At 66.9% G+C, this 18,951-nt stretch carries 17 protein-coding genes; 9 read left to right on the top strand and 8 right to left on the bottom strand.

The window, feature by feature from the left end:
• Positions 1-17 precede the first annotated feature (17 nt).
• On the bottom strand, positions 18-1,484 hold the full coding sequence (locus tag FO044_RS08185; protein WP_132994165.1) for an ABC transporter permease subunit: 1,467 nt from the start codon (positions 1,482-1,484) through the stop codon (positions 18-20).
• 108 nt (positions 1,485-1,592) lie between these two features.
• Between FO044_RS08185 and FO044_RS08180 the strand changes: the two genes are divergently transcribed.
• Together FO044_RS08180 and FO044_RS08175 are read left to right on the top strand one after the other, a co-directional pair.
• Complete coding sequence (locus FO044_RS08180) at positions 1,593-2,081, top strand: MogA/MoaB family molybdenum cofactor biosynthesis protein (protein ID WP_132994166.1); 489 nt, start codon at positions 1,593-1,595, stop codon at positions 2,079-2,081.
• A gap of 126 nt (positions 2,082-2,207) precedes the next feature.
• The gene (locus FO044_RS08175; protein WP_132994167.1) at positions 2,208-3,827 is read left to right on the top strand and encodes an alkaline phosphatase D family protein; all 1,620 of its coding nucleotides are present in this window, start codon (positions 2,208-2,210) and stop codon (positions 3,825-3,827) included.
• Between the two features lie 82 nt (positions 3,828-3,909).
• Here the strand turns inward: FO044_RS08175 and FO044_RS08170 are convergent, their stop codons facing one another.
• Entirely contained in the window at positions 3,910-4,404 is a 495-nt protein-coding gene (locus tag FO044_RS08170) for a hypothetical protein (RefSeq protein ID WP_143965469.1), read from the bottom strand.
• A gap of 136 nt (positions 4,405-4,540) precedes the next feature.
• On the opposite strand from FO044_RS08170, the gene FO044_RS08165 reads away from it, so the two are divergent.
• The 3 genes from FO044_RS08165 to FO044_RS08155 all read left to right on the top strand — a co-directional run bounded on the left by FO044_RS08165 (position 4,541) and on the right by FO044_RS08155 (position 6,876).
• A complete protein-coding gene (locus FO044_RS08165) occupies positions 4,541-5,056 on the top strand; it encodes a M15 family metallopeptidase (RefSeq protein ID WP_132994169.1) in 516 nt (171 codons plus the stop codon).
• 191 nt (positions 5,057-5,247) lie between these two features.
• Positions 5,248-5,847 carry a hypothetical protein gene (locus tag FO044_RS08160; protein ID WP_412917637.1) on the top strand — a complete coding sequence of 200 codons (600 nt, stop codon included), beginning with the start codon at positions 5,248-5,250 and terminating at the stop codon, positions 5,845-5,847.
• Positions 5,848-5,877: 30 nt separating this feature from the next.
• Entirely contained in the window at positions 5,878-6,876 is a 999-nt protein-coding gene (locus FO044_RS08155) for a glutathione S-transferase family protein (RefSeq protein WP_132994170.1), read from the top strand.
• Here the strand turns inward: FO044_RS08155 and FO044_RS08150 are convergent.
• The gene (locus FO044_RS08150; RefSeq protein WP_132994383.1) at positions 6,873-8,315 is read right to left on the bottom strand and encodes an MFS transporter; all 1,443 of its coding nucleotides are present in this window, start codon (positions 8,313-8,315) and stop codon (positions 6,873-6,875) included. The genes FO044_RS08155 and FO044_RS08150 overlap by 4 nt on opposite strands.
• Before the next feature lie 138 nt (positions 8,316-8,453).
• Between FO044_RS08150 and FO044_RS08145 the strand changes: the two genes are divergently transcribed.
• Both FO044_RS08145 and FO044_RS08140 read left to right on the top strand, forming a co-directional pair.
• Positions 8,454-8,915, top strand: coding sequence for a MarR family winged helix-turn-helix transcriptional regulator (locus tag FO044_RS08145; RefSeq protein WP_235831547.1), 462 nt, complete (start codon positions 8,454-8,456; stop codon positions 8,913-8,915).
• A complete protein-coding gene (locus tag FO044_RS08140; RefSeq protein WP_132994171.1) occupies positions 8,912-9,748 on the top strand; it encodes an ABC transporter ATP-binding protein in 837 nt (278 codons plus the stop codon). Before FO044_RS08145 ends, FO044_RS08140 begins: the two co-directional genes overlap by 4 nt.
• Here FO044_RS08140 and FO044_RS08135 read toward each other — a convergent pair.
• Entirely contained in the window at positions 9,726-10,745 is a 1,020-nt protein-coding gene (locus FO044_RS08135; protein WP_132994172.1) for a zinc-dependent alcohol dehydrogenase family protein, read from the bottom strand. The genes FO044_RS08140 and FO044_RS08135 overlap by 23 nt on opposite strands.
• Before the next feature lie 127 nt (positions 10,746-10,872).
• On the opposite strand from FO044_RS08135, the gene FO044_RS08130 reads away from it, so the two are divergent.
• Positions 10,873-12,150: an MFS transporter gene (locus FO044_RS08130; protein WP_132994385.1), complete on the top strand. Its 1,278-nt coding sequence runs from the start codon at positions 10,873-10,875 to the stop codon at positions 12,148-12,150.
• Here FO044_RS08130 and FO044_RS08125 read toward each other — a convergent pair.
• On the bottom strand, positions 12,093-13,295 hold the full coding sequence (locus FO044_RS08125) for a CaiB/BaiF CoA transferase family protein (RefSeq protein WP_132994173.1): 1,203 nt from the start codon (positions 13,293-13,295) through the stop codon (positions 12,093-12,095). The genes FO044_RS08130 and FO044_RS08125 overlap by 58 nt on opposite strands.
• 53 nt (positions 13,296-13,348) lie before the next feature.
• Here FO044_RS08125 and FO044_RS08120 point away from each other — a divergent pair, with 53 nt between their 5' ends.
• Complete coding sequence (locus tag FO044_RS08120) at positions 13,349-15,751, top strand: Tex family protein (protein ID WP_143965958.1); 2,403 nt, start codon at positions 13,349-13,351, stop codon at positions 15,749-15,751.
• 112 nt (positions 15,752-15,863) lie between these two features.
• Here FO044_RS08120 and FO044_RS08115 read toward each other — a convergent pair whose 3' ends face one another.
• From FO044_RS08115 to FO044_RS08105, 3 genes are all read right to left on the bottom strand, one after another.
• Complete coding sequence (locus FO044_RS08115; protein WP_132994174.1) at positions 15,864-17,132, bottom strand: polysaccharide pyruvyl transferase family protein; 1,269 nt, start codon at positions 17,130-17,132, stop codon at positions 15,864-15,866.
• A 24-nt stretch (positions 17,133-17,156) separates the two neighbouring features.
• Complete coding sequence (gene ppk2 / locus FO044_RS08110; RefSeq protein ID WP_132994175.1) at positions 17,157-17,987, bottom strand: polyphosphate kinase 2; 831 nt, start codon at positions 17,985-17,987, stop codon at positions 17,157-17,159.
• Between the two features lie 83 nt (positions 17,988-18,070).
• Complete coding sequence (locus tag FO044_RS08105; RefSeq protein ID WP_132994176.1) at positions 18,071-18,937, bottom strand: META domain-containing protein; 867 nt, start codon at positions 18,935-18,937, stop codon at positions 18,071-18,073.
• Between the last annotated feature and the right edge of the window lie 14 nt (positions 18,938-18,951).

Below are 18,951 nucleotides of genomic sequence, written 5' to 3'. Positions count from 1 at the left end.
CCTCGCTGCCGGCGGCGTCAACGGGCGATGAACCGGCTCAACCGTGTCTCCAGCCGCCCTTGGAACATCGACAGCACCAGACACACAACCCAGTAGTAGACGGCTGCGGTCGCGTACAGCGCGAAGAACTCGAACGTGGGCGCCGCGGCGATCTGCGCTACGCGCAGCAGTTCGGTCACCAGGATCGTCGACGCCAATGAGGTGTCCTTGACCAGTGAGATCAGGGTGTTCGACAGACCGGGAACGGCGATACGCGCTGCCTGCGGCAGCACGATCTGGCTCATCGTCGTTCGATAGCCCATGCCGATCGACTTGGCGGCTTCGCTCTGTCCGTCGGGGACGGATATGACCGCGCTCCGGATCACCTCCGCCGCGTAACCGCCGACGTTGAGGGAGAACGCCACGACCGCTGCTGGGAAGGGCGGCACCTTCATTCCGAGTTCGGGCAGGGCGTAGAAGATGATGAACAGCTGCACCAGCATCGGGGTGCCTCGGATGATCGAGATGTACGCCCGGGCCAAACGCGAGAGCACGGCCTTCCTCGAGATGCGTCCGAGGGCGACGAACAGCGCGATGACCAGCCCGATTGCAAAACTGATGGCCGCGAGCGGGATCGTGGTGGTGATGGTGGCCTTCGCCATCGGCCACAGGTTGTCGGCCACCAGCTGCCAGGTGGAGCGCTGCTGCGGCGCCTCCGGGGCGGAGCCGCTCGCATCGGCGCGCAGGTACCGCTGCGAGATCTCGGTCAGCGTGCCATCGGCCTGCAACTCGTCGATCGCTTTGTCGATACCCGGAATCAGCGGGCTGCCTTCGGGGGCCGCGAAGGCCTGCTCGCTCTTGTCCCCGGTGTTCGCGGCGATCTTCACGGTCTCATCGCCGGTCTCGGCGAGATACGCGTAGACGGCGATGCTGTCGTTGACGGTCGCGTCGACGCGACCCTGCCGGAGCAGGGTGATCGCCTGAGTGAATCCTTCGACTGTCTCGACCCGGGCGCCCGAATCGCGGGCCACCTGGGTCCAGTTGCTGGTGGCGGACTGCGCTGACGATCGGCCCGCGAGATCGTCGAGGGAGGTGATCGAGTTATCGTCCGCTCGCGTCACGATCACACCTTCGCCGATCGCGTACGGCTTCGACATCGCGTAGGTCGCCTGTCGCTCCGGAGTGATCGTCACCTGATTGGCCACCACATCGAATCGGTCAGCGCCCAATGCGGCGAACAGCGAATCCCACGGGGCCTCCACGAACTCGGCTCGTTTGCCCATCTTCTCGGCGACGGCGTTCGCGACGTCCACGTCGTACCCGGTGAGTTCGCCGGTGGCCTGATCGTGGTAGCTGAACGGGGCGTACGTGCCTTCTGTGCCGACCCGCAGCACATCCGAATCCGACGGTCCCGAAGCGCCACCGGACGAGCATGCCGACAGCAGTCCCAGGACCAGGAACATCGACGCGAGGAGCGGCGCAATCGCCCGGATACGCGAACTCATGGTTCGAGTAAACGCGGTCATCGGCGACGGCGGAGCGTTTGGGGTCAGCCCGAGTGAACCGGTGCTCCCAGATGCGGCCGGGAGACGGTCCCATGTAACACTCGTGGGGTGACAGACGATGAGCAGAGTTCCCGAATCCCCGCGGCGGTGATCACCGTCTCCGATCGGTGCGCCGCCGGTGTCCAGGAGGACGTGTCCGGCCCCGTTGCGGCCCGACTCCTCGATGATGGTGGATGGGACGCAGCCATCACGGTGGTGCCGGACGAGGTCAACGCTATCGCCGCCGCCACCCGCCGTGAGATCGACGCCGGCGCGCGGCTGGTGGTGACCACCGGAGGAACCGGTGTCGCGCCGCGTGATGTGACCCCGGAAGCCACTGTCGCGCTCCTGGACCGCGAGGTGCCCGGCGTCGCCGATGCGGTCCGTACGGCGGGTGCCGGCTCGCTCCCGCAGGCGATGCTCTCGCGCGGGGTCGCGGGAATCTCCGGTCGCGCGCTCATCGTCAATCTCGGCGGATCGGCAGATGCCGTCCGTGACGGTATTCCGGTGGTACTCCAGGTCGCGGGGCAGGCGATCGCCCGACTCGACGGCGCCTGATTCATCCTGCTTGATCGCGGCTTACCGGCCAGCGTATTCGGGACGTGAAGCGCTGGTGCACTGGCGATCACGTCGCCGTCACCTCGCGTTAGCCTGCACGACGACCGGGCCGGGAATGCTGGCGCAATGACCGATCCCCAGCATCTGGATTCCGACTCCACGTCCGCCCGGCCGCCTCGACCGGTGTCTCGTCGGACCGTGCTGAAGGCCACCGCGGCCGGCGCGTTGGTGATTCCGGCCGGCGTGGCGACTGCCTGCGGAACCGCGGACGAGGCGCGCTCGCCCGGGACACGGCGCGACCGCCCCATGTTGACGCACGGCGTCGCAGCGGGCGGCATCACCGCGAGCGGGGCACTCATCTGGGCGCGATCGAACACGCCCGCCCGGATGATCGTCGAGACCGCGGCCACCGAGTCGTTCGCGAACCCGAGGAGATTCACCGGCCCCCAGGTGACTCCGCGATCGGATGGCACCGGGCGCATGCGCATCGCCGGCCTCGAGCCCGGCAGGCAAGTGCACTACCGGGTGACCATGGAAGGGGAGAACGGTGCGCAATCGGAACCGGTGACGGGTGTCTTGGTGACGGCACCGACGGCGCCGCAGGACATCCGGTTCGTGTGGTCCGGCGATGTCGTGGGACAGGGATGGGGCATCAACCCGGACATGGGTGGAATGACGATCTTCGGTGCGATGGCCGATAAGCATCCCGACTTCTTCATCCACTCCGGTGACGCGATCTACGCGGACGGGCCCGTGGCGCCGACGCAGAAGCAGAACGACGGGAAGATCTACCGCAGCCAGACGGCAGCGGCCAAGGATCAGCCGGCGCAGACTCTCGACCAGTTCCGCGGCAACTACGCCTACAATCTCACCGACTCTCACTACCGACGCTTCAATTCCACAGTCGCCCAGATCGTCCAGTGGGACGACCACGAGGTGATCAACAACTGGTTCCCGGGGGAGAACCTGGCCGGGCAGGAGCGCGAGGGCTACACCGAGATGAACGTGGACGCACTGGCGGGGCGGGCCCGGCAGGCGTGGACGGAATGGCAGCCCGTCGAACTCGGTGACCGGAATCGCCTGTACCGCAAGGTGTCGTACGGGCCGCTGCTCGACGTGTTCGTTCTCGATATGCGCACGTTCAAGGACCCCAACCCGAACGCATGGGCCGCGTCGAACGATGCCGGCATCCTGGGCGAAGAGCAGACAGCGTGGCTCATCGATGAGCTCGGGCGGTCGACGGCGACGTGGAAGGTCATCGCCAACGATCTGCCGATCAGCATCGTCGTTCCCGACAAAGCGACGCGTGAGCCGGGGCGACGACCGTCGATGGAAGCGATCGCACAAGGGGACGACGCCCGCCCACTCGGCCGGGAGATCGCGTTCTCACGGATACTCTCGGCGACCAAGGACGTGACCGGCATGGTGTTCCTGACCGCCGACGTGCACTACACCGCGGCGATCTCGTATTCACCTGACCGGGCCGGATTCACCGACTTCGCGCCGTTCTGGGAGTTCGTGTCGGGACCGCTGCATGCGGGGGCGTTCCCGACGAGTCCGCTCGACGGGACGTTCGGCGCACGATACGAGTTCGTTCACGCGCCGACCGAGGCCGACACGTCACCTGCTGAGGGATTTCAGCACTTCGGAGAGGTCACCATCGGCAAGGACGAACGAACGATGACCGTGGACTTATGCGATGCGTCGGGAAAGTCGTTGTATCGCAAGGTGCTGCAACCGACCTGACAATCTCCTCGCCCACTTCATCAGGTCGCGCCGACCGGGCCTTGCGGCAGTCCCGAGGCGTCATCGTCGGTCGGCTCGACGGTCAGCCCAGGTAAGGGGTCACCACTCCGATGCCGTTCACTTCACCGATCCGTCCCGCGACCTGCCAGATCATGAGTGCGGCGTTGTCGTCCGGGTCCAACTCGAGAGTCTTCGGGTCGAGCGGGCCCAGCGCTCCGGCCTGACGGTCGGGCACCTCGTGGGCGCCCGCCACGCTGAAGGCCTCAGGCAGGGTCCGTCCGAGGTACACGTACCGTGCCGATCCGGCACGGCCGTCATTCGGTCCGTGCAGCTTGCGCATCACGAACTCGTCGGCAGGCGGGGAGAGACTCTCGACAGGCCGCTTCTCGACGAGCTCGTATACCTGCAGTCCCGTGCTGAACAGCCACGAGTACGGGGCGCTGGCGACCTGGTGCACCATGTCCTGGGTGTCGGGCTGTGCGTCGGCTTGCGGTGCGAGGACGAGCGCACCGGTGGAAGCGAGCACGGTTGCCGCTCCCACGGCTGCGATACGAGTTCGGACGGTTCTCATGTTCATGGGTGCTCCTAGACGGATATCCGGACGTGGACCCCGACCACTCCACTGTCCCACCGTGGGCGCGTGCTCGTGAACAGTTGCCGGGGACATATTCGAGAGGGGTGCGAACGCGCCCGGATGGGCTAACGTCTGAGCTATGAAGGGAAGCACGGGACGGCGAACGGTGGTCGCCCTTGCGGTCTCGCTGATGGCAGCTTCGATGGCGGTCACGTCCGTCGTGGCCCCCGCGTCGGCGGCACCTCGATCCCGGATCCTGGGCATCGCGATGGCGCCTGGAACTGCGGGACTCACTCCGCAGCTGACCGCGACGTACACATGGGCGTACCGCGACGCGCAGCGTGGCGGCGTCCCGATGTACGTCAACTCCGGGAAAAGATCCTGGGCCACGCAGCACTCGATGTGGCGACAGGGAGTCCGTGAGTACGGCAGCGCGGCGCGTGCGCAGCGCTGGGTGCTACCGCCGAACCGGTCGACGCACGTCAGCGGTGAAGCCGTCGACGTGGGGCCGCGCGCCGGTGCCGCCTGGCTGCAGCGAAACGGGTGGCGGTACGGGCTGTGCCGCACGTTCGACAACGAGTGGTGGCACTTCGAGCTCGTCACGTTGCCGGGTACCCCGTGTCCGCCACGACTTCCGGACGCCAGTCGACGGTGAGGGTCCGGCCCGACACCGCTGCCGAATGCCCTCCACCACTAGGCGGCGCGCGTGCAATGCGTCACCATGTATACGTGCCAGACAACGTGACTTCCGACGACCTCACCGCAGACGAACCGACTGCCGGTGACGAGCGTGTGGCCGAAACCGCCGCGCAACAGGCCGAATCCGGGGAGCAGATCGCCAAGGAGCTGGCTCGGGAAGCTCCGGATTCGCCTGGTGTCTCCGAGGACGGCAGGCCGTATCTGACCTACGAGCAGTTCGGCCGGCGGTTCTTCGAGGTAGCGGTCACCGAAGAGCGCATCGCGTCGGCCTTCACCTCCATCGCCGGTGAGGAGTTCCGCGTGGGGCCGTTGGCTTCCGGGCCCGGCGGGGTCGCCAAGGTGTGCGCGGATGTGAAGATCGCCGAGCCGGAGATCACTCGGCAGGTTGGTGAGTCCATCACGTTCATCGTCAAACTGCCGCTGTTCATCGCACTGCTGGTCGATCTGAAACTCGACCGGATCCGTTACGACGTGGACGGCCTGGTCACCCTGCCCCTCACCGTGCGCTGCGCCGAACCTCTCCAGTTGCGAATCGAGGTGGACACACCACGTCCGCGTGACGTGTTCGTCGATGTCGCATCCCACAACGTCCGCGGTTCGATCATCCGGAATCTGGCACAGGTCGACGACGAGATCCGCCGCGTGATCGCCAAGTTCGTCGCCGACGAAGTGGACAAGCCCGAGGTGCGGGACGCTCGCCTGATCGACGTGGACGTCGAACTCGGTCGAGCGTTCGAAGGCATGTGAGAATCACACCAATCGCAAGGGAGTGAAACGATGACCGACGATCAGACCGGTGCCGGAGAACAGGGCACCTACGTTCTGCCGAATCAGCCGTACGAGCGCGACACCCGCTACATCGAGACGCGGATCACCCGCGACGCAGCGGACGGGTACCCGCTGGAGGCGGGTCGATACCGCCTCGTCGTCTCCTACGCGTGCCCGTGGGCCAACCGCGCCATCATCGTGCGCCGCCTGCTCGGGCTCGAGGATGCGATCAGCATGGGGGTCTGCGGACCGACGCATGACAAGAGGTCGTGGACCTTCGATCTGGATCCCGGCGCCGTGGACCCGGTGCTCGGCATCCCGCGACTCCAGGATGCCTACTTCGAGCGGATCCCGGGGTACGAGAAGGGGATCACGGTGCCGGCGATCGTCGACGTTCCGTCCGGTGCCGTCGTCACCAACAACTTCCCGCAGATGACCATCGACTTCTCGCTGGAGTGGCAGGATTTCCATCGCGAGGGAGCGCCGGAGCTGTACCCGGAGGACCTCCGAGCCGAGATCGACGAGGTGAATGCGCACGTCTACCGCGACGTGAACAACGGCGTATACCGCTGCGGGTTCGCCGGCTCACAGGAGACGTACGAAGCCGCCTACGATCAGCTGTTCGGACGGCTGGACTGGCTCAGCGAGCGGCTGAAGAACCAGCGCTTCCTTGTCGGTGACACGATCACCGAAGCAGACGTGCGTCTGTTCACGACCCTCGCGCGCTTCGATGCCGTCTATCACGGACACTTCAAATGCAACCGCGAGAAACTGTCGGAGATGCCGGTGCTGTGGGCGTACGCCCGCGATCTGTTTCAGACTCCCGGCTTCGGTGACAGCACGAACTTCGCGCACATCAAGAGCCACTACTACGAGGTGCACCGCGACATCAACCCGTCCGGGATCATCCCGAAGGGGCCCGACCTGTCGAACTGGGAGCAGCCGCACGGTCGCGAGAAGCTCGGCGGTTCGCCGTTCGGGCGAGGTATCGCGCCGGCTCCGCTCTAGCGGATGGGGTCGGCGGCTCCGACCGGCTCCTCGTTGAGCTTCCGGACCGCCGGGATCGCGAGAGTGATCGCGGCACCGACCAGTGCGGCGACCGTGCCGACGAGGAAGCACAGCTTGAAAGCGTCGTGCGTCGGGATGTCGCGGCCTGCCAGATCGAAGGTCGAGCTGGTCAGGATCACCGCCATCACCGCAGAGGAGAGCGTGGTGCCGACTGACCGCATCAGCCCGTTCAGACCGACCGCCGCACCGGCTTCGGACATCGGGACGGCGCCCATGATGAGGGTCGGCATCGCGGCGTAGCCGATGCCCACGCCGGCGGAGCCGACGACCGAGGCGAGGGCGAGCTGCCACGGCGCATTCATCAGGAAGTACGCGCCGAGGTAGCCGAGTCCGAGGACGGTCGCGCCGACGGCAAGGGTTATCTTGCCGCCGAATCGGTTCATCATGATGGCCGAGACCGGTGCGAACACGAGCATCATGAGGCCGCCCGGCATCATCCACAGGCCGGCCTGCAGGATGCTCTGGCCCATGCCTCCCGCAACCGTGGGCAGCTCCATCAGCATCGGCATGACGACCGCCTGGGCCATCATGCCGAAACCGACGGCGACGGCGGCGATGTTGGTCAGCAGTACGGCAGGCTTGGCGCTGGTGCGCAGATCGACCAATGGGTCGGATTGACGCAGTTCGAACGTGCCCCATACGAGCAGGACCACCAGGCCTCCGATGAAGAACCCGAGGGTGGTGCCCGATGTCCATCCCCAGTCGTTGCCCTTGGTGACCGCGATCAGAGCGCTGCACAGGCCGACGGCGAGGCCGATGGCGCCGGGCAGGTCGAAACGTCCGCCGATCGCGTCGTCCACGTGCGGAACGACGGTGAACACGAGGATCGCGATGATGACGGCCATTCCTGCGGATACCCAGAACAGCGCATGCCAGTCGAAGGACTGGGCGATCCACGCGGATAGCGGAAGGCCGATTCCGCCACCGACGCCGAGCGTGGCGCTCATCGCCGAGACGGCGACGTTCGTCAGCCGTGGAGGCATGACCTCGCGCAGAAGACTGATGCCGACCGGAATGAAGCCCATCGCGAGTCCCTGCAGGGTACGTCCGACGATCATCGGCACGAGGCTTGACGACAGGGCGCAGACCACCGAGCCGATGATCAGGAGAATCGAACTGGCGACCAGAACACGTTGCTTGCCGAACATGTCGCCGAGGCGTCCGGCGATCGGCATGGCGATGGCGCCGCCGAGAAGAGTGGCGGTGATGACCCACGAGGCGTTCGAGATGCTCGTGCCGAGCAGAACGGGGATCTCCGGCTGAATCGGAATGATCAAGGTCTGCATCAGTGCGGCGACCAGACCGCCGAAGCACAGGACGACGGCCGTGGGCATGGGGGACCCGGCCGGCGACTTCGCCGGAGCGTCGTTGGTGGACATGTCGCTCGTGGACATAGCGGGAGCATCCTTCGCATCGTCGACGCGCCGAAGTCACGGTGACGACGCCGGTTTAGAGTATGCAACCTACATATGTACGATGCATAAGCAAAATCGGACGACAGAATCTGGGAGCACCACGTGAGTTCGGAATCGTACGGCGAGGTGTGGTCGTCGCCGGTTCACCACGGGCTCGTCGACGAGCTCCTACGGATGCGGAGGCGCCGCAACGGCGTTTTCGACGGGGCGATCCTCGATACGTCCGCATTTCACATCCTGTGGCTCCTCGCGGACGGGGAGGCACGCACTCTCCGCGATCTCGCGGACGGTCTGTGCCTCGAGCAGTCGACGGTGAACCGGCAGGTGAACGCCGCGATCAAGCGTGGTTACGTCGAGCGGTTCGAGGTCGTGGGACAAACGAGCCGGCTGCACCGGCCGACTGATGAGGGTCAGCACGCGTTCGAGCATGACGGGCACCTGCGAGCGGAACGTCTCGAGAAGGTCTTCGCCGATCTCGCACCGGGAACGCCGGAGGCGTTGCTCGCTGAACTGCGTGCCTACAACGACGCCTTCGACCGGCAGACGCGCGGTGACGCGCGATGATCGTCACATCTGGCCTCCAGCCGACCGGTGATGCCGGGCCCGAGGTTCTGCACCTCGATTCGGTGACCTTCCGCCGTGACGGACGCGAGATCCTGCACGGCGTCGATCTCACCGTCCGCGCGGGCGAGCACTGGGCGCTGCTCGGTGCGAACGGTGCGGGCAAGACCACGATCGTCGGGCTCTGCGCCGCCCAGACGCACCCGACGACCGGAACGGTCGACGTCCTCGGTAAGCGTCTCGGTCGAGTGGACATGCAGGAACTGCGCAGGCACATCGGGCATGTGAGTCCGCGGCATCCGTTGCGCTCGCCGCTGACCGTCGCCGAGGTGGTGCTGACCGGCATCACCGGGACCATCGACATGCCGATGCGGTGGACGCCGTCCCCGGAGCAGATCGAGCGGGCCCGCGCACTGATCGCCGACGTCGGGATGAGCGATCACGCCGATGCGCGGTGGCCGACGATGTCACAGGGGGAGCGGGGTCGCGCGCTGATCGCCCGCGCGCTCGCCGGAGAGCCGGACCTGCTCCTCCTCGACGAACCCACCACAGGTCTCGATGTCGCGGCCCGGGAACAGTTACTGGAGACGATCGACGACCTCGCGCGGCGCGTGCCGGACATGGCGTCGATCATCGTCACGCATCATCTCGAGGAACTGCCCGAGACGACGAGTCACGCGCTGGTGATCGCGCACGGCCGCGAAGTGGCGTCCGGGGACGTGCACGACGTGGTCTGCACAGACGTGATCTCGCGGGCGTTCGAGCACCCGATCGCCGTCGGTCACCAGGATGGACGGTGGAGCGCCCGTGCGGTCAGGGCTGCAACAGCACCTTGATCGAGCGGCGATCGTCCATCGCGCGGTAGCCGTCCGCGGCGTCCTCGAGCGGCAGCGTCGAATCGAAGACCCGGCCCGGATCGACCTTCCGTGAGGCGATGAGATCCATGAGTTCCGGCAGGAACCGGCGGACCGGTGCCGGACCGCCGTGCAGGTGCACCGCCGAATAGAACAGCTTGTCGCCCGGCAGCTCCACACCGTGCGAGACGCCGACGAACCCTACGTGGCCACCCGGTCGGGCCGACCGGATGGCCTGCATCATCGACTCCTGGGTGCCGACCGCCTCGATCACCGAGTGCGCGCCGTGACCGTTCGTCATCTCCCTGATCGCCGCAACGCCCTCACTGCCGCGCTCAGCGACGACGTCCGTCGCACCGAACTCGCGGGCGAGGGCCTGACGGTCCGAGTGACGGCTCATCGCGATGATCCGTTCGGCGCCGAACTCGCGGGCAGCGAGCACCCCGAGCAGGCCGACCGCGCCGTCGCCGACCACGGCGACCGTGGAACCCGGCTGCACCTCGGCGGCAGCGGCGGCGAACCAGCCGGTTCCGAAGACGTCGGACGCGGCGAGGTAGCTGGGGATCAGGTCGTCGTCGGGCGCTTCCGGCGTCGCGACCAGAGTGCCGTCGGCGTGCGGGATCCGCGCGTACTCGGCCTGTGTGCCGATCCCGCCCATCGGCACCACATGCGCACATCGCGACTGATATCCGGCGCGGCAGATCTCGCAGGTGTTATCCGAGGACATGAACGACCCGACGACGAAGTCTCCCTTCTTGACGGTCCGCACGTCCGGGCCGATCTCCTCCACGTAGCCGACGTACTCGTGTCCCATCGGCGCATCGTGGACCTCGTTGGCGCCGCGATACGGCCACAGGTCCGACCCGCAGACACACGTGGCCGCGACCTTGATGATCGCGTCCGTCGGCTCGACGATCACCGGGTCGTTCCGATCGACGACGGCCACGTTCCCGGGCGAGTGCATGATTACTCCGCGCATGAACGCCAGGGTAGTCGCGCGGAGCGGCACACCGCAGGGAATGAACGGGCGTCCGAATGCGTTGAACTCAGTCTGCGGCGGGGACGACTGACGGGAGAGCGGCGGCGTGACGAGTGGGAAGACGACGATGTTCGCTTCCCTCGCTGTACCGAATTTCCGGACCTATGTGACCGGAGCGTTCGTCTCCAACATCGGCACCTGGGTACAGCGCGTGGCGCAGGATTGGCTGGTCCTCCAGCTGTCCGGTGGTTCGGCGTTCGCAGTGGGTCTCACCACTGCGCTCCAGTTCCTGCCCTCCCTGCTCCTGTCACCCGTCGGTGGTCTGCTCGCCGACCGCCTGGACAAGCGCAGGCTGCTGATGTTCACGCAGTCGTGGATGGCGCTGTCCGCCGTGCTGCTCGGAGTGCTCGCGGTGAGCGGCGTCGCGAACACCGGGCACGTGTACGCCCTGGCTTTCGTGTTCGGAATCGGATCGGCGATCGATGTCCCGGCCCGGCAGGCGTTCGTGTCCGAGATGGTGGGTCCCGATCGGCTCACCAATGCGATCGGGCTGAACAGTTCGTCGTTCAACGCCGCTCGCCTGATCGGGCCCGGCGTCGCCGGTCTGATCATCGCCGCTTTCGGCAGCGGGTGGGCCATCCTCACCAACGGTGTCAGCTACCTCGCGTTCCTGATCGCGCTGCTGGTCATGGACGAGTCGAAGCTGGCCCGGAGTGAGCCGTTGGCGCGTGCGAAAGGGCAGGTGCGCGAGGGATTCCGCTACGTCGCGCAGCGGGCCGATCTGCTGATCGCGCTCGGAATCGGGTTCGCGGTCGGCACCTTCGGGCTCAACTTCCAGATGACGAACGCGCTCATGGTCCGGAACGAGTTCGGGATGGGCGCCGAGAGTTACGGTCTGCTCGGCTCCATCGTCGGGATCGGGTCCTTGCTCGGCGCGCTGCTCGCCGCCCGGCGAAGCGGATCGCCGAGCCTGAAGTTCGTCGTCACCGCTGCGTCCGTGTTCGCGATCCTGATCCTCCTGTCGGGCATCGCGCCGACCTATCTGCTGTACGCGGTCAGCCTGCCGTTCGTCGGTCTGAGCGCCCTGATCACGCTCACTTCGACCAACATGTACGTCCAGACGCACGTCGATCCCCAGGTACGCGGCCGGGTGATGGCCCTGTACATGACCGTGCTCATGGGTGGTACGCCGATCGGCGCTCCGCTGCTGGGAGTGCTCGCCGAATGGCTCGGCCCGCGTGCGCCGCTCGTCGGAGGTGCACTTCTGCAGGGGCTGGTGATCCTGACCGTGGTGGGAGTCGTGCGGAGGTTCGTCGGACGGCCCGGGCCCGAGAGCGTCGAGGCCGATCAGACGGTGCCGACGACTCCGCCCGACGCCAACCGCTCGCAGGCGTCCGCCGGATAACCCAACTCGATCAGCAGGGTGCGCGTATCCGCACCCAATGCGGGCACCGGACCCATCGGCAGTTCGACATCGTCGAACTGCATGGGCGGAAGGATCCCCCGCACCGGGCCCACCGGAGTCTGCACGTCCCGCCAACGGTCCCGAGCGCTGAGCTGGGGATGATCGACGAGTCCGGCGACATCGTTCAGGACGGCGGCGGGAACGCCTGCGGCTTCGAGACGCGTGGACAGTTCGGGCGCCGTGTAGCGGGCCGTCTCGGCGGCCACCGCCGCATCGCATTCCGCACGGTGCGCCACCCGATCAGGGTTGGTGACGAAGCGGGGGTCGTCGGCGACGTCCGGTCGCGCCAGCACGTCGGCCATCAGGCTGCGCCACCCCCGGTCGTTCTGGACCCCGATCAACAGGCGCCCGTCCGCGGTGGGGAATGAGTCGTACGGGACGATTGTCGCGTGTCCCAATCCCATGCGCGGCGTCTGCGTGCGGGTGTGCATCTGCACGTACAGCGGGTGACCGATCCACTCTGCGGTTGCGTCGAACATCGACACGTCCACCCGCGCGCCGCGACCGGTGCGCATCCGCCGGAACAAGGCGGCCAGGATCGACTGCGCCAGGTACATTCCCGCGGAGATATCGGAGACCGGTACGCCCGCTTTCGCCGGTTCGTCGGTGCTGCCGGTGAGTGACGCCAGCCCGGTCTCCGCCTGGATCAGCAGATCGTAGGCCTTCCGGTCGCGGTACGGTCCGGCGTCGCCGTAGCCGGTGATGCTCGCGACGATCAGTTGCGGGTGCGATTCGGCGAGGTCCTGCGGACCGAGTCCGAGGCGATCGGCCGCACCGGGGGCGAAGTTCTGCAGGAACACGTCCGCCTGGTCGATCAGCTCATGTGCGATCCGAACGCCGTCTGCCGATTTGAGATCGAGGGCGATCGACTCCTTCCCCCGGTTGAGCCACACGAAATGACTAGCCATGCCGTCGACCGCGCGGTCGTAGTTGCGAGCGAAGTCGCCCTCGCCGATGCGCTCGATCTTGATCACCCGTGCGCCGAGATCGGCGAGATGCCGCGACGCGAGCGGGGCTGCGACGGCCTGCTCGAGTGCGACCACCGTCACGCCTTCCAGAGGTAGGTCGGAAGCCGGTGCACTCATGCTTCACCACGATAGCGGCAGCGCCGTCGAAGCCTGCGCATCCCTTCGGTAGCCTGCATCCGGTGACCACCAACGCGCCCGCCGAGACCCTGCCCGTCGAGACCGTCAACACCCGTCTCGCCCGAGAACTGGGCGTCGCCGAACGGCAGATCGCAGCCGCCGTCGCCCTACTCGACGATGGATCGACAGTTCCGTTCATCGCTCGCTACCGCAAGGAGGTCACGGGCACTCTGGATGACGCACAGCTGCGTCTGCTCGACGAGCGACTGCGCTACCTCCGGGAGTTGGACGAACGTCGCGCTGCCGTGATCACGTCGATCGACGACCAGGGCAAGTTGACCGACAGATTGCGGGCGTCATTGCTGGCCGCAGAGACCAAGGCTCGGGTCGAGGACATCTACCTCCCGTACAAGCAGAAGCGTCGGACCAAAGCGCAGATCGCTCGCGAAGCGGGACTCGATCCGCTGGCCGACGCGTTGCTCGCCGATCCGTCACTGGTGCCGGAGGAGGCCGCGGTCCCGTACGTGACGGGCGATGTCACCGACTCGTCCGTGGCACTCGACGGAGCCCGGCACATCCTGATCGAACGCGCTGCCGAGGATGCCGAACTCGTCGGTGCCGTTCGTGCCCGGTTCTGGGATCAGGGGCAGCTACGGACTCAGGTTCGCGTGGGCCAGGAAACAGCTCAGGGAGCCCAGAAGTTCCGCGACTACTTCGACTTCTCCGAACGCATGGAGGACATGCCGTCGCACCGCGTGCTGGCGGTGCTGCGCGGCGAGAAGGAAGAGGCGCTGAGTCTGATGTTCGACGGCGGCGAGGACGAGCCGTACCAGGCACTCGTCGCACAGACCCTGGGGGTCGACCTGTCGCACCCGGGAGCGGCAACCACCTGGCTCGGCGGCGTGGTGCGCTGGGCGTGGCGCACCAAGCTGATGATCACCGCCACCATCGAGGCCCGAATGCGTCTGCGGCAGCGGGCCGAGGAGCAGGCGGTCACGGTCTTCGCCACCAACCTCAAAGATCTGCTGCTCGCGGCCCCAGCCGGAACGCGCGCCACACTCGGGCTCGACCCCGGCTTCCGAACCGGCGTGAAGGTCGCCGTGGTGGATGGGACCGGCAAGGTCGTCGACACGTGCGCAGTTTTCCCGCACCAACCGCAGAAGCAGTGGGACCAGGCCAAGGCGGCGCTGGGGGCGCTCGTGGCGCGGCACGGTGTGGAACTGGTCGCCATCGGCAACGGCACCGCATCCCGTGAGACGGACGCGTTGGCAGCCGAACTGCTCGCGGACATCGCGAGATCGGGTGCGAAAGCGCCGGCGAAGGCCGTCGTCAGTGAAGCCGGCGCTTCGGTCTACTCGGCGTCCGAGTACGCGTCGCAGGAGTTGCCGGACATGGACGTGTCGTTGCGTGGCGCGGTGTCGATCGCTCGCCGCCTCCAGGACCCGCTGGCCGAACTGGTCAAGATCGACCCGAAATCGATCGGAGTGGGGCAGTACCAGCACGACGTCGCACCGGCGACTCTGGCCCGCAGCCTCGACGCCGTGGTCGAAGACGCGGTGAACGCGGTGGGCGTCGACCTCAACACCGCATCGGTGCCGTTGCTGTCCCGGGTGTCGGGTGTGACACCGACTCTCGCCACCGCGATCGTCGGGCACCGCGACGAGGTCGGCGCCTTCGGCAGCCGGACCGCGCTGCTCGACGTGCCCCGCCTCGGCCCGAAGGCCTTCGAGCAGTGCGCGGGCTTCCTGCGCATCCGCGACGGTGCGGATCCCCTCGACGCTTCCGGCGTTCATCCCGAGGCGTACCCGGTCGTTCACCGGATTCTGGAGGGTGCTGAACGTGGTCTGAGCCAGCTCATCGGCGATACCGAGGTCCTGCGGTCATTGCGCCCGGCCGATTTCGCCGACGAGCGTTTCGGTATCCCGACCGTCACCGACATCATCGCCGAACTGGACAAGCCGGGTCGTGATCCGCGCCCCGCGTTCGAGACCGCGACGTTCGCGTCGGGTGTCCAGAAGGTCGCCGATCTCGAGCCGGGCATGGTTCTGGAAGGCGTTGTCACCAATGTCGCCGCGTTCGGTGCGTTCGTCGACGTCGGTGTTCACCAGGATGGGCTCGTCCACGTCTCGGCGATGGCCGACAAGTTCGTCTCCGACCCCCACGACGTCGTCCGCTCCGGTCAGGTCGTTCGGGTGAAGGTCCTCGAAGTGGACACCGATCGTCAGCGCATCGGACTGTCGCTGCGTCTCAGCGACGAGCCGGGATCGAAGTCGCGTTCCGGGGAGGGGCGCGGCAGCGGTCGCGACGGTGGACCCCGGAAGGGTTCGGGTAAGAACGGGAGTGGCAGGCCGGGAGGTCAGAAGGGGCGCCAGAGCGCGGCGAGCACACGGCGCGAGGACAAGCCTGCGACCGGTTCCATGGCAGACGCGCTGCGCAACGCCGGTTTCGGCCGGTGATGGTCTGACCCGCCGCCCGCAGTACCAACCCGTAGATCGGCGCATTCGGCCTGCGTGATCCGAGTGGACGCCGCATACGGGTTGGTGATGCGGGATATGAAGATCACGACTGCTATCTGCGCAGTCGTGCTCCAGCGGGGTAGATCCGTTGCGCCAGCGCACGTTTGGCTGTGATGTTGGCGCGGACCGATTCGGGGGAGTATCCGCCGGATACCGGTCGTCCGGGAATCTCGGTGGTCTCGCCCGACACGATGGTCCACCGCGAGCCGGCGTCAGCGAGGGCCCGGTGCTTCGTCGCGTAGTAGTCGGGGCTCGACGAGATCGCGATACCCGAATCGCCGCCCGCCGCGGCGAGCAGATGAGGGTGATAGCGAGTGGAGATCCACGTGGACCCGTGGCCGACCGGGAACCGGTTGCCACTCCAGCCGTCCCGGAACGGGACCACCGTCGCGCCGTCGAGTCGATCACCGAGCATGGTCGGAATGGTGTAGTCGTGTCCGGGCATGCACTCGACCACGGTGACGGCACTTCCCGGCACCTCCCAGGCATCCAGCGTGGCGCGGATGAACGCCGTCAGACCGTCCGGCCCGGTCCGGCCGTCCCAGACGAAGGATTCGGTGAGGTCGCTCTGGGCGCACAGTGTGACGCGCTCGGTCCGCTGCTGTGTCTGGCGGCGTGGAAGGCGGGGAGAGAGCCACGCGTCATCGCCCGTGCGAGTCAGCCCGGGCACGCCGGCGAGCAGTTCCTCGGACGGGCGGTCGCGGACGTCGAAGACGTCGAATCGGGCGGCGTCGGCGAGCATGCGCTCCAGTGCCGGGCCTTCCACCGCAGGCGCCAGGCCGGCCCCCGTGGCGACGGCGGTTGCCCCCGAGCGCTCGGTCACTGCGGCAGCCGCGGAGACGAGCGCCACGTGATGAGGCCACATCGAATTGATATATCCGCCACCCACGATATGAATCATGTTGGCGTTCAGCAGCATCGCTATTCCGGTGTCTTCGCGGGGCGACACTCCGAGATGGCTGGCAGCGTGCGCGACCCAGTCCCACGGCGCATCCGGGTCGATGTCGGGATGACCGTCGGCGTTGCCGTTCGCGAAGTGGACGAGCTGCCACAAGGTGTCGACGAAGACGGCTCGCCGATTCGCGTGCCCGAGAAGCAGGGATGCCTGGCCGGGGCGTGGCGAGTCGACGATCACCCGCGCCATCGGGCGGCGCACCGCGAGGAGGCGCAGCCATGCCTCGGTGATGAGCTCATCGCCGTAGTTGGGGAAGCCCGCAGTGGTGACCAGGTAGATCACCTCGGTGGCGGGCTTCGCGTTGAGCAGTCGATCCGTGAAACCGCGCAGATCGGTGATCGTCGAAGCCAGAGGACTGGTGGGCATGGTGAAAGAGGGTTCTCCCGGGGATCAGTGCTCGGTGTCGCCGAGCAGGTTCCCGACGTGGTCGGGAACGAACTTCGACAGGGAGCGCGGCGGTCGGCGATAGTTGCCGGAGGACACCGGCCGCTTCGGCAGTTTCACGGTCGGCCGCTCGACGTGCTCGTACGGGATCGACGACAGCAGGTGAGCGATCATGTTCAGCCGGGCGTTCCGCTTGTGGTCGGATTCGACCACGTACCACGGGCTGATCGACGTATCGGTGTGCACCATCATCTCATCCTTCGCCCGCGAGTAGTCCTCCCAGCGGTACACCGACTCCAGATCCATCGGGCTGAGTTTCCACTGCCGGACCGGATCGTCGCGACGCGCCCGGAAGCGGCGGAGTTGCTCTGCATCGGACACTGAGAACCAGTACTTGCGCATGATGATGCCGTCGTCGATCAGCATCTGCTCGAAGATCGGAGTCTGGCGAAGGAAGCGGGTGTGCTCTTCCGGTGTGCAGAATCCCATTACCTTCTCGACGCCGGCACGGTTGTACCAGGAGCGGTCGAACAGCACGATCTCGCCGGGTGCCGGCAGTTCGTGAACGTAGCGCTGGTAATACCACTGGCCGCGCTCGCGGTCGGTAGGGGCGGGCAGTGCGGTGACCCGGCAGATCCGGGGGCTCAGGTACTCGGCGACGCGCTTGATGGCGCCGCCCTTCCCGGCTGCGTCCCGTCCTTCGAAAACCACGACGACGCGTGCGCCGGTCTCGCGAACCCACTCCTGCAGTGCGACCAACTCGGTTTGGAGACGGAACAGTTCCGCTTCGTATGCGCTCTTCGGGAGTTTCGGTTCACGGACCGGCTTCTTAGCCATGAACCGATTCTAGTTCCGTGCCCGACGGCCAGGCCGGTAAGGGCCGCTGACGGCGTGCCCCCATATCTCTCGAGGAGGCGAGGCTACTTGCCCGACGCGGGGCTGGTGGTCAGCCGCAACCCGATAGAGGGGTCCTTCCGGTTGGTCAACCGCAGTTCGTCGCCGTCGACCTCGGCGATCGCCCCACCGTCGAGCACGTCGAGGATGGTCCGTTCGATCTCGCCGATCTCGGGTCCGCATGCCTTCCGGGTGGTGGCGATCGGCCCGGTCTCGACGATCTGCGACTCGCCGTCGCGCGTGACGGTGGCTTCGCCGTGCATGTTGTTGCAGCCCGTCCAGCCGCGCAGAGTGGCATCGGCGCCGATCGTGACGGTCGGCTTGGCGCGCTCGATGGCGGCCGAACGGCTCACCGCCCGATCCCGGACGAGCGCGGTGACACGCCACGTCGTCCCTGCGACGGCTCGGTCGACCCGCTGGTTGAGGGTGACCGTCAGATCATCGCGCGTGAGTTTCAGGGTGCGCCCGCTCAGACTCCACTGGAGCGGTCCGGTGAACAGGGTGGACACCCACTTGTCGATGGTGTCGCGTGGCGGGGGACACGCCATCATGGTGCCCATCAGCGGGCCCGCCGTCATCGTGTCGCCGGTGAAGGTCACGTCACCGCCGTGCCCGTTGCAGCCTGCGTTCGCACTCAGGTTGCCGCCGGCGTTGAAGGTGAGGACCAGCGGCCCACCGCCCGGGATATCGCGATTGGTCGCGTCGTCGGAGACGTATGTCTTGCCGATCAGGCCGGCTGGATCGGGAGACGATCCGGACGAATCCGCGCCGGAGCCCGAGCCGCACGCCGTGGCCGCGACCACGACGGCAGCGGACAGCAACGTCGTGGAGACCATCGTTCTGGGCCGACGCCGCGTGTGCCTGCCCCGTCCATGGTCTCGTCGCCGTTGCATACTGCAACGGTAGT

This window comes from Gordonia zhaorongruii (assembly GCF_007559005.1).
Taxonomy (GTDB): Bacteria; Actinomycetota; Actinomycetes; order Mycobacteriales; family Mycobacteriaceae; genus Gordonia; species Gordonia zhaorongruii.
This window is presented reverse-complemented; position numbering and strand designations above follow the sequence as displayed.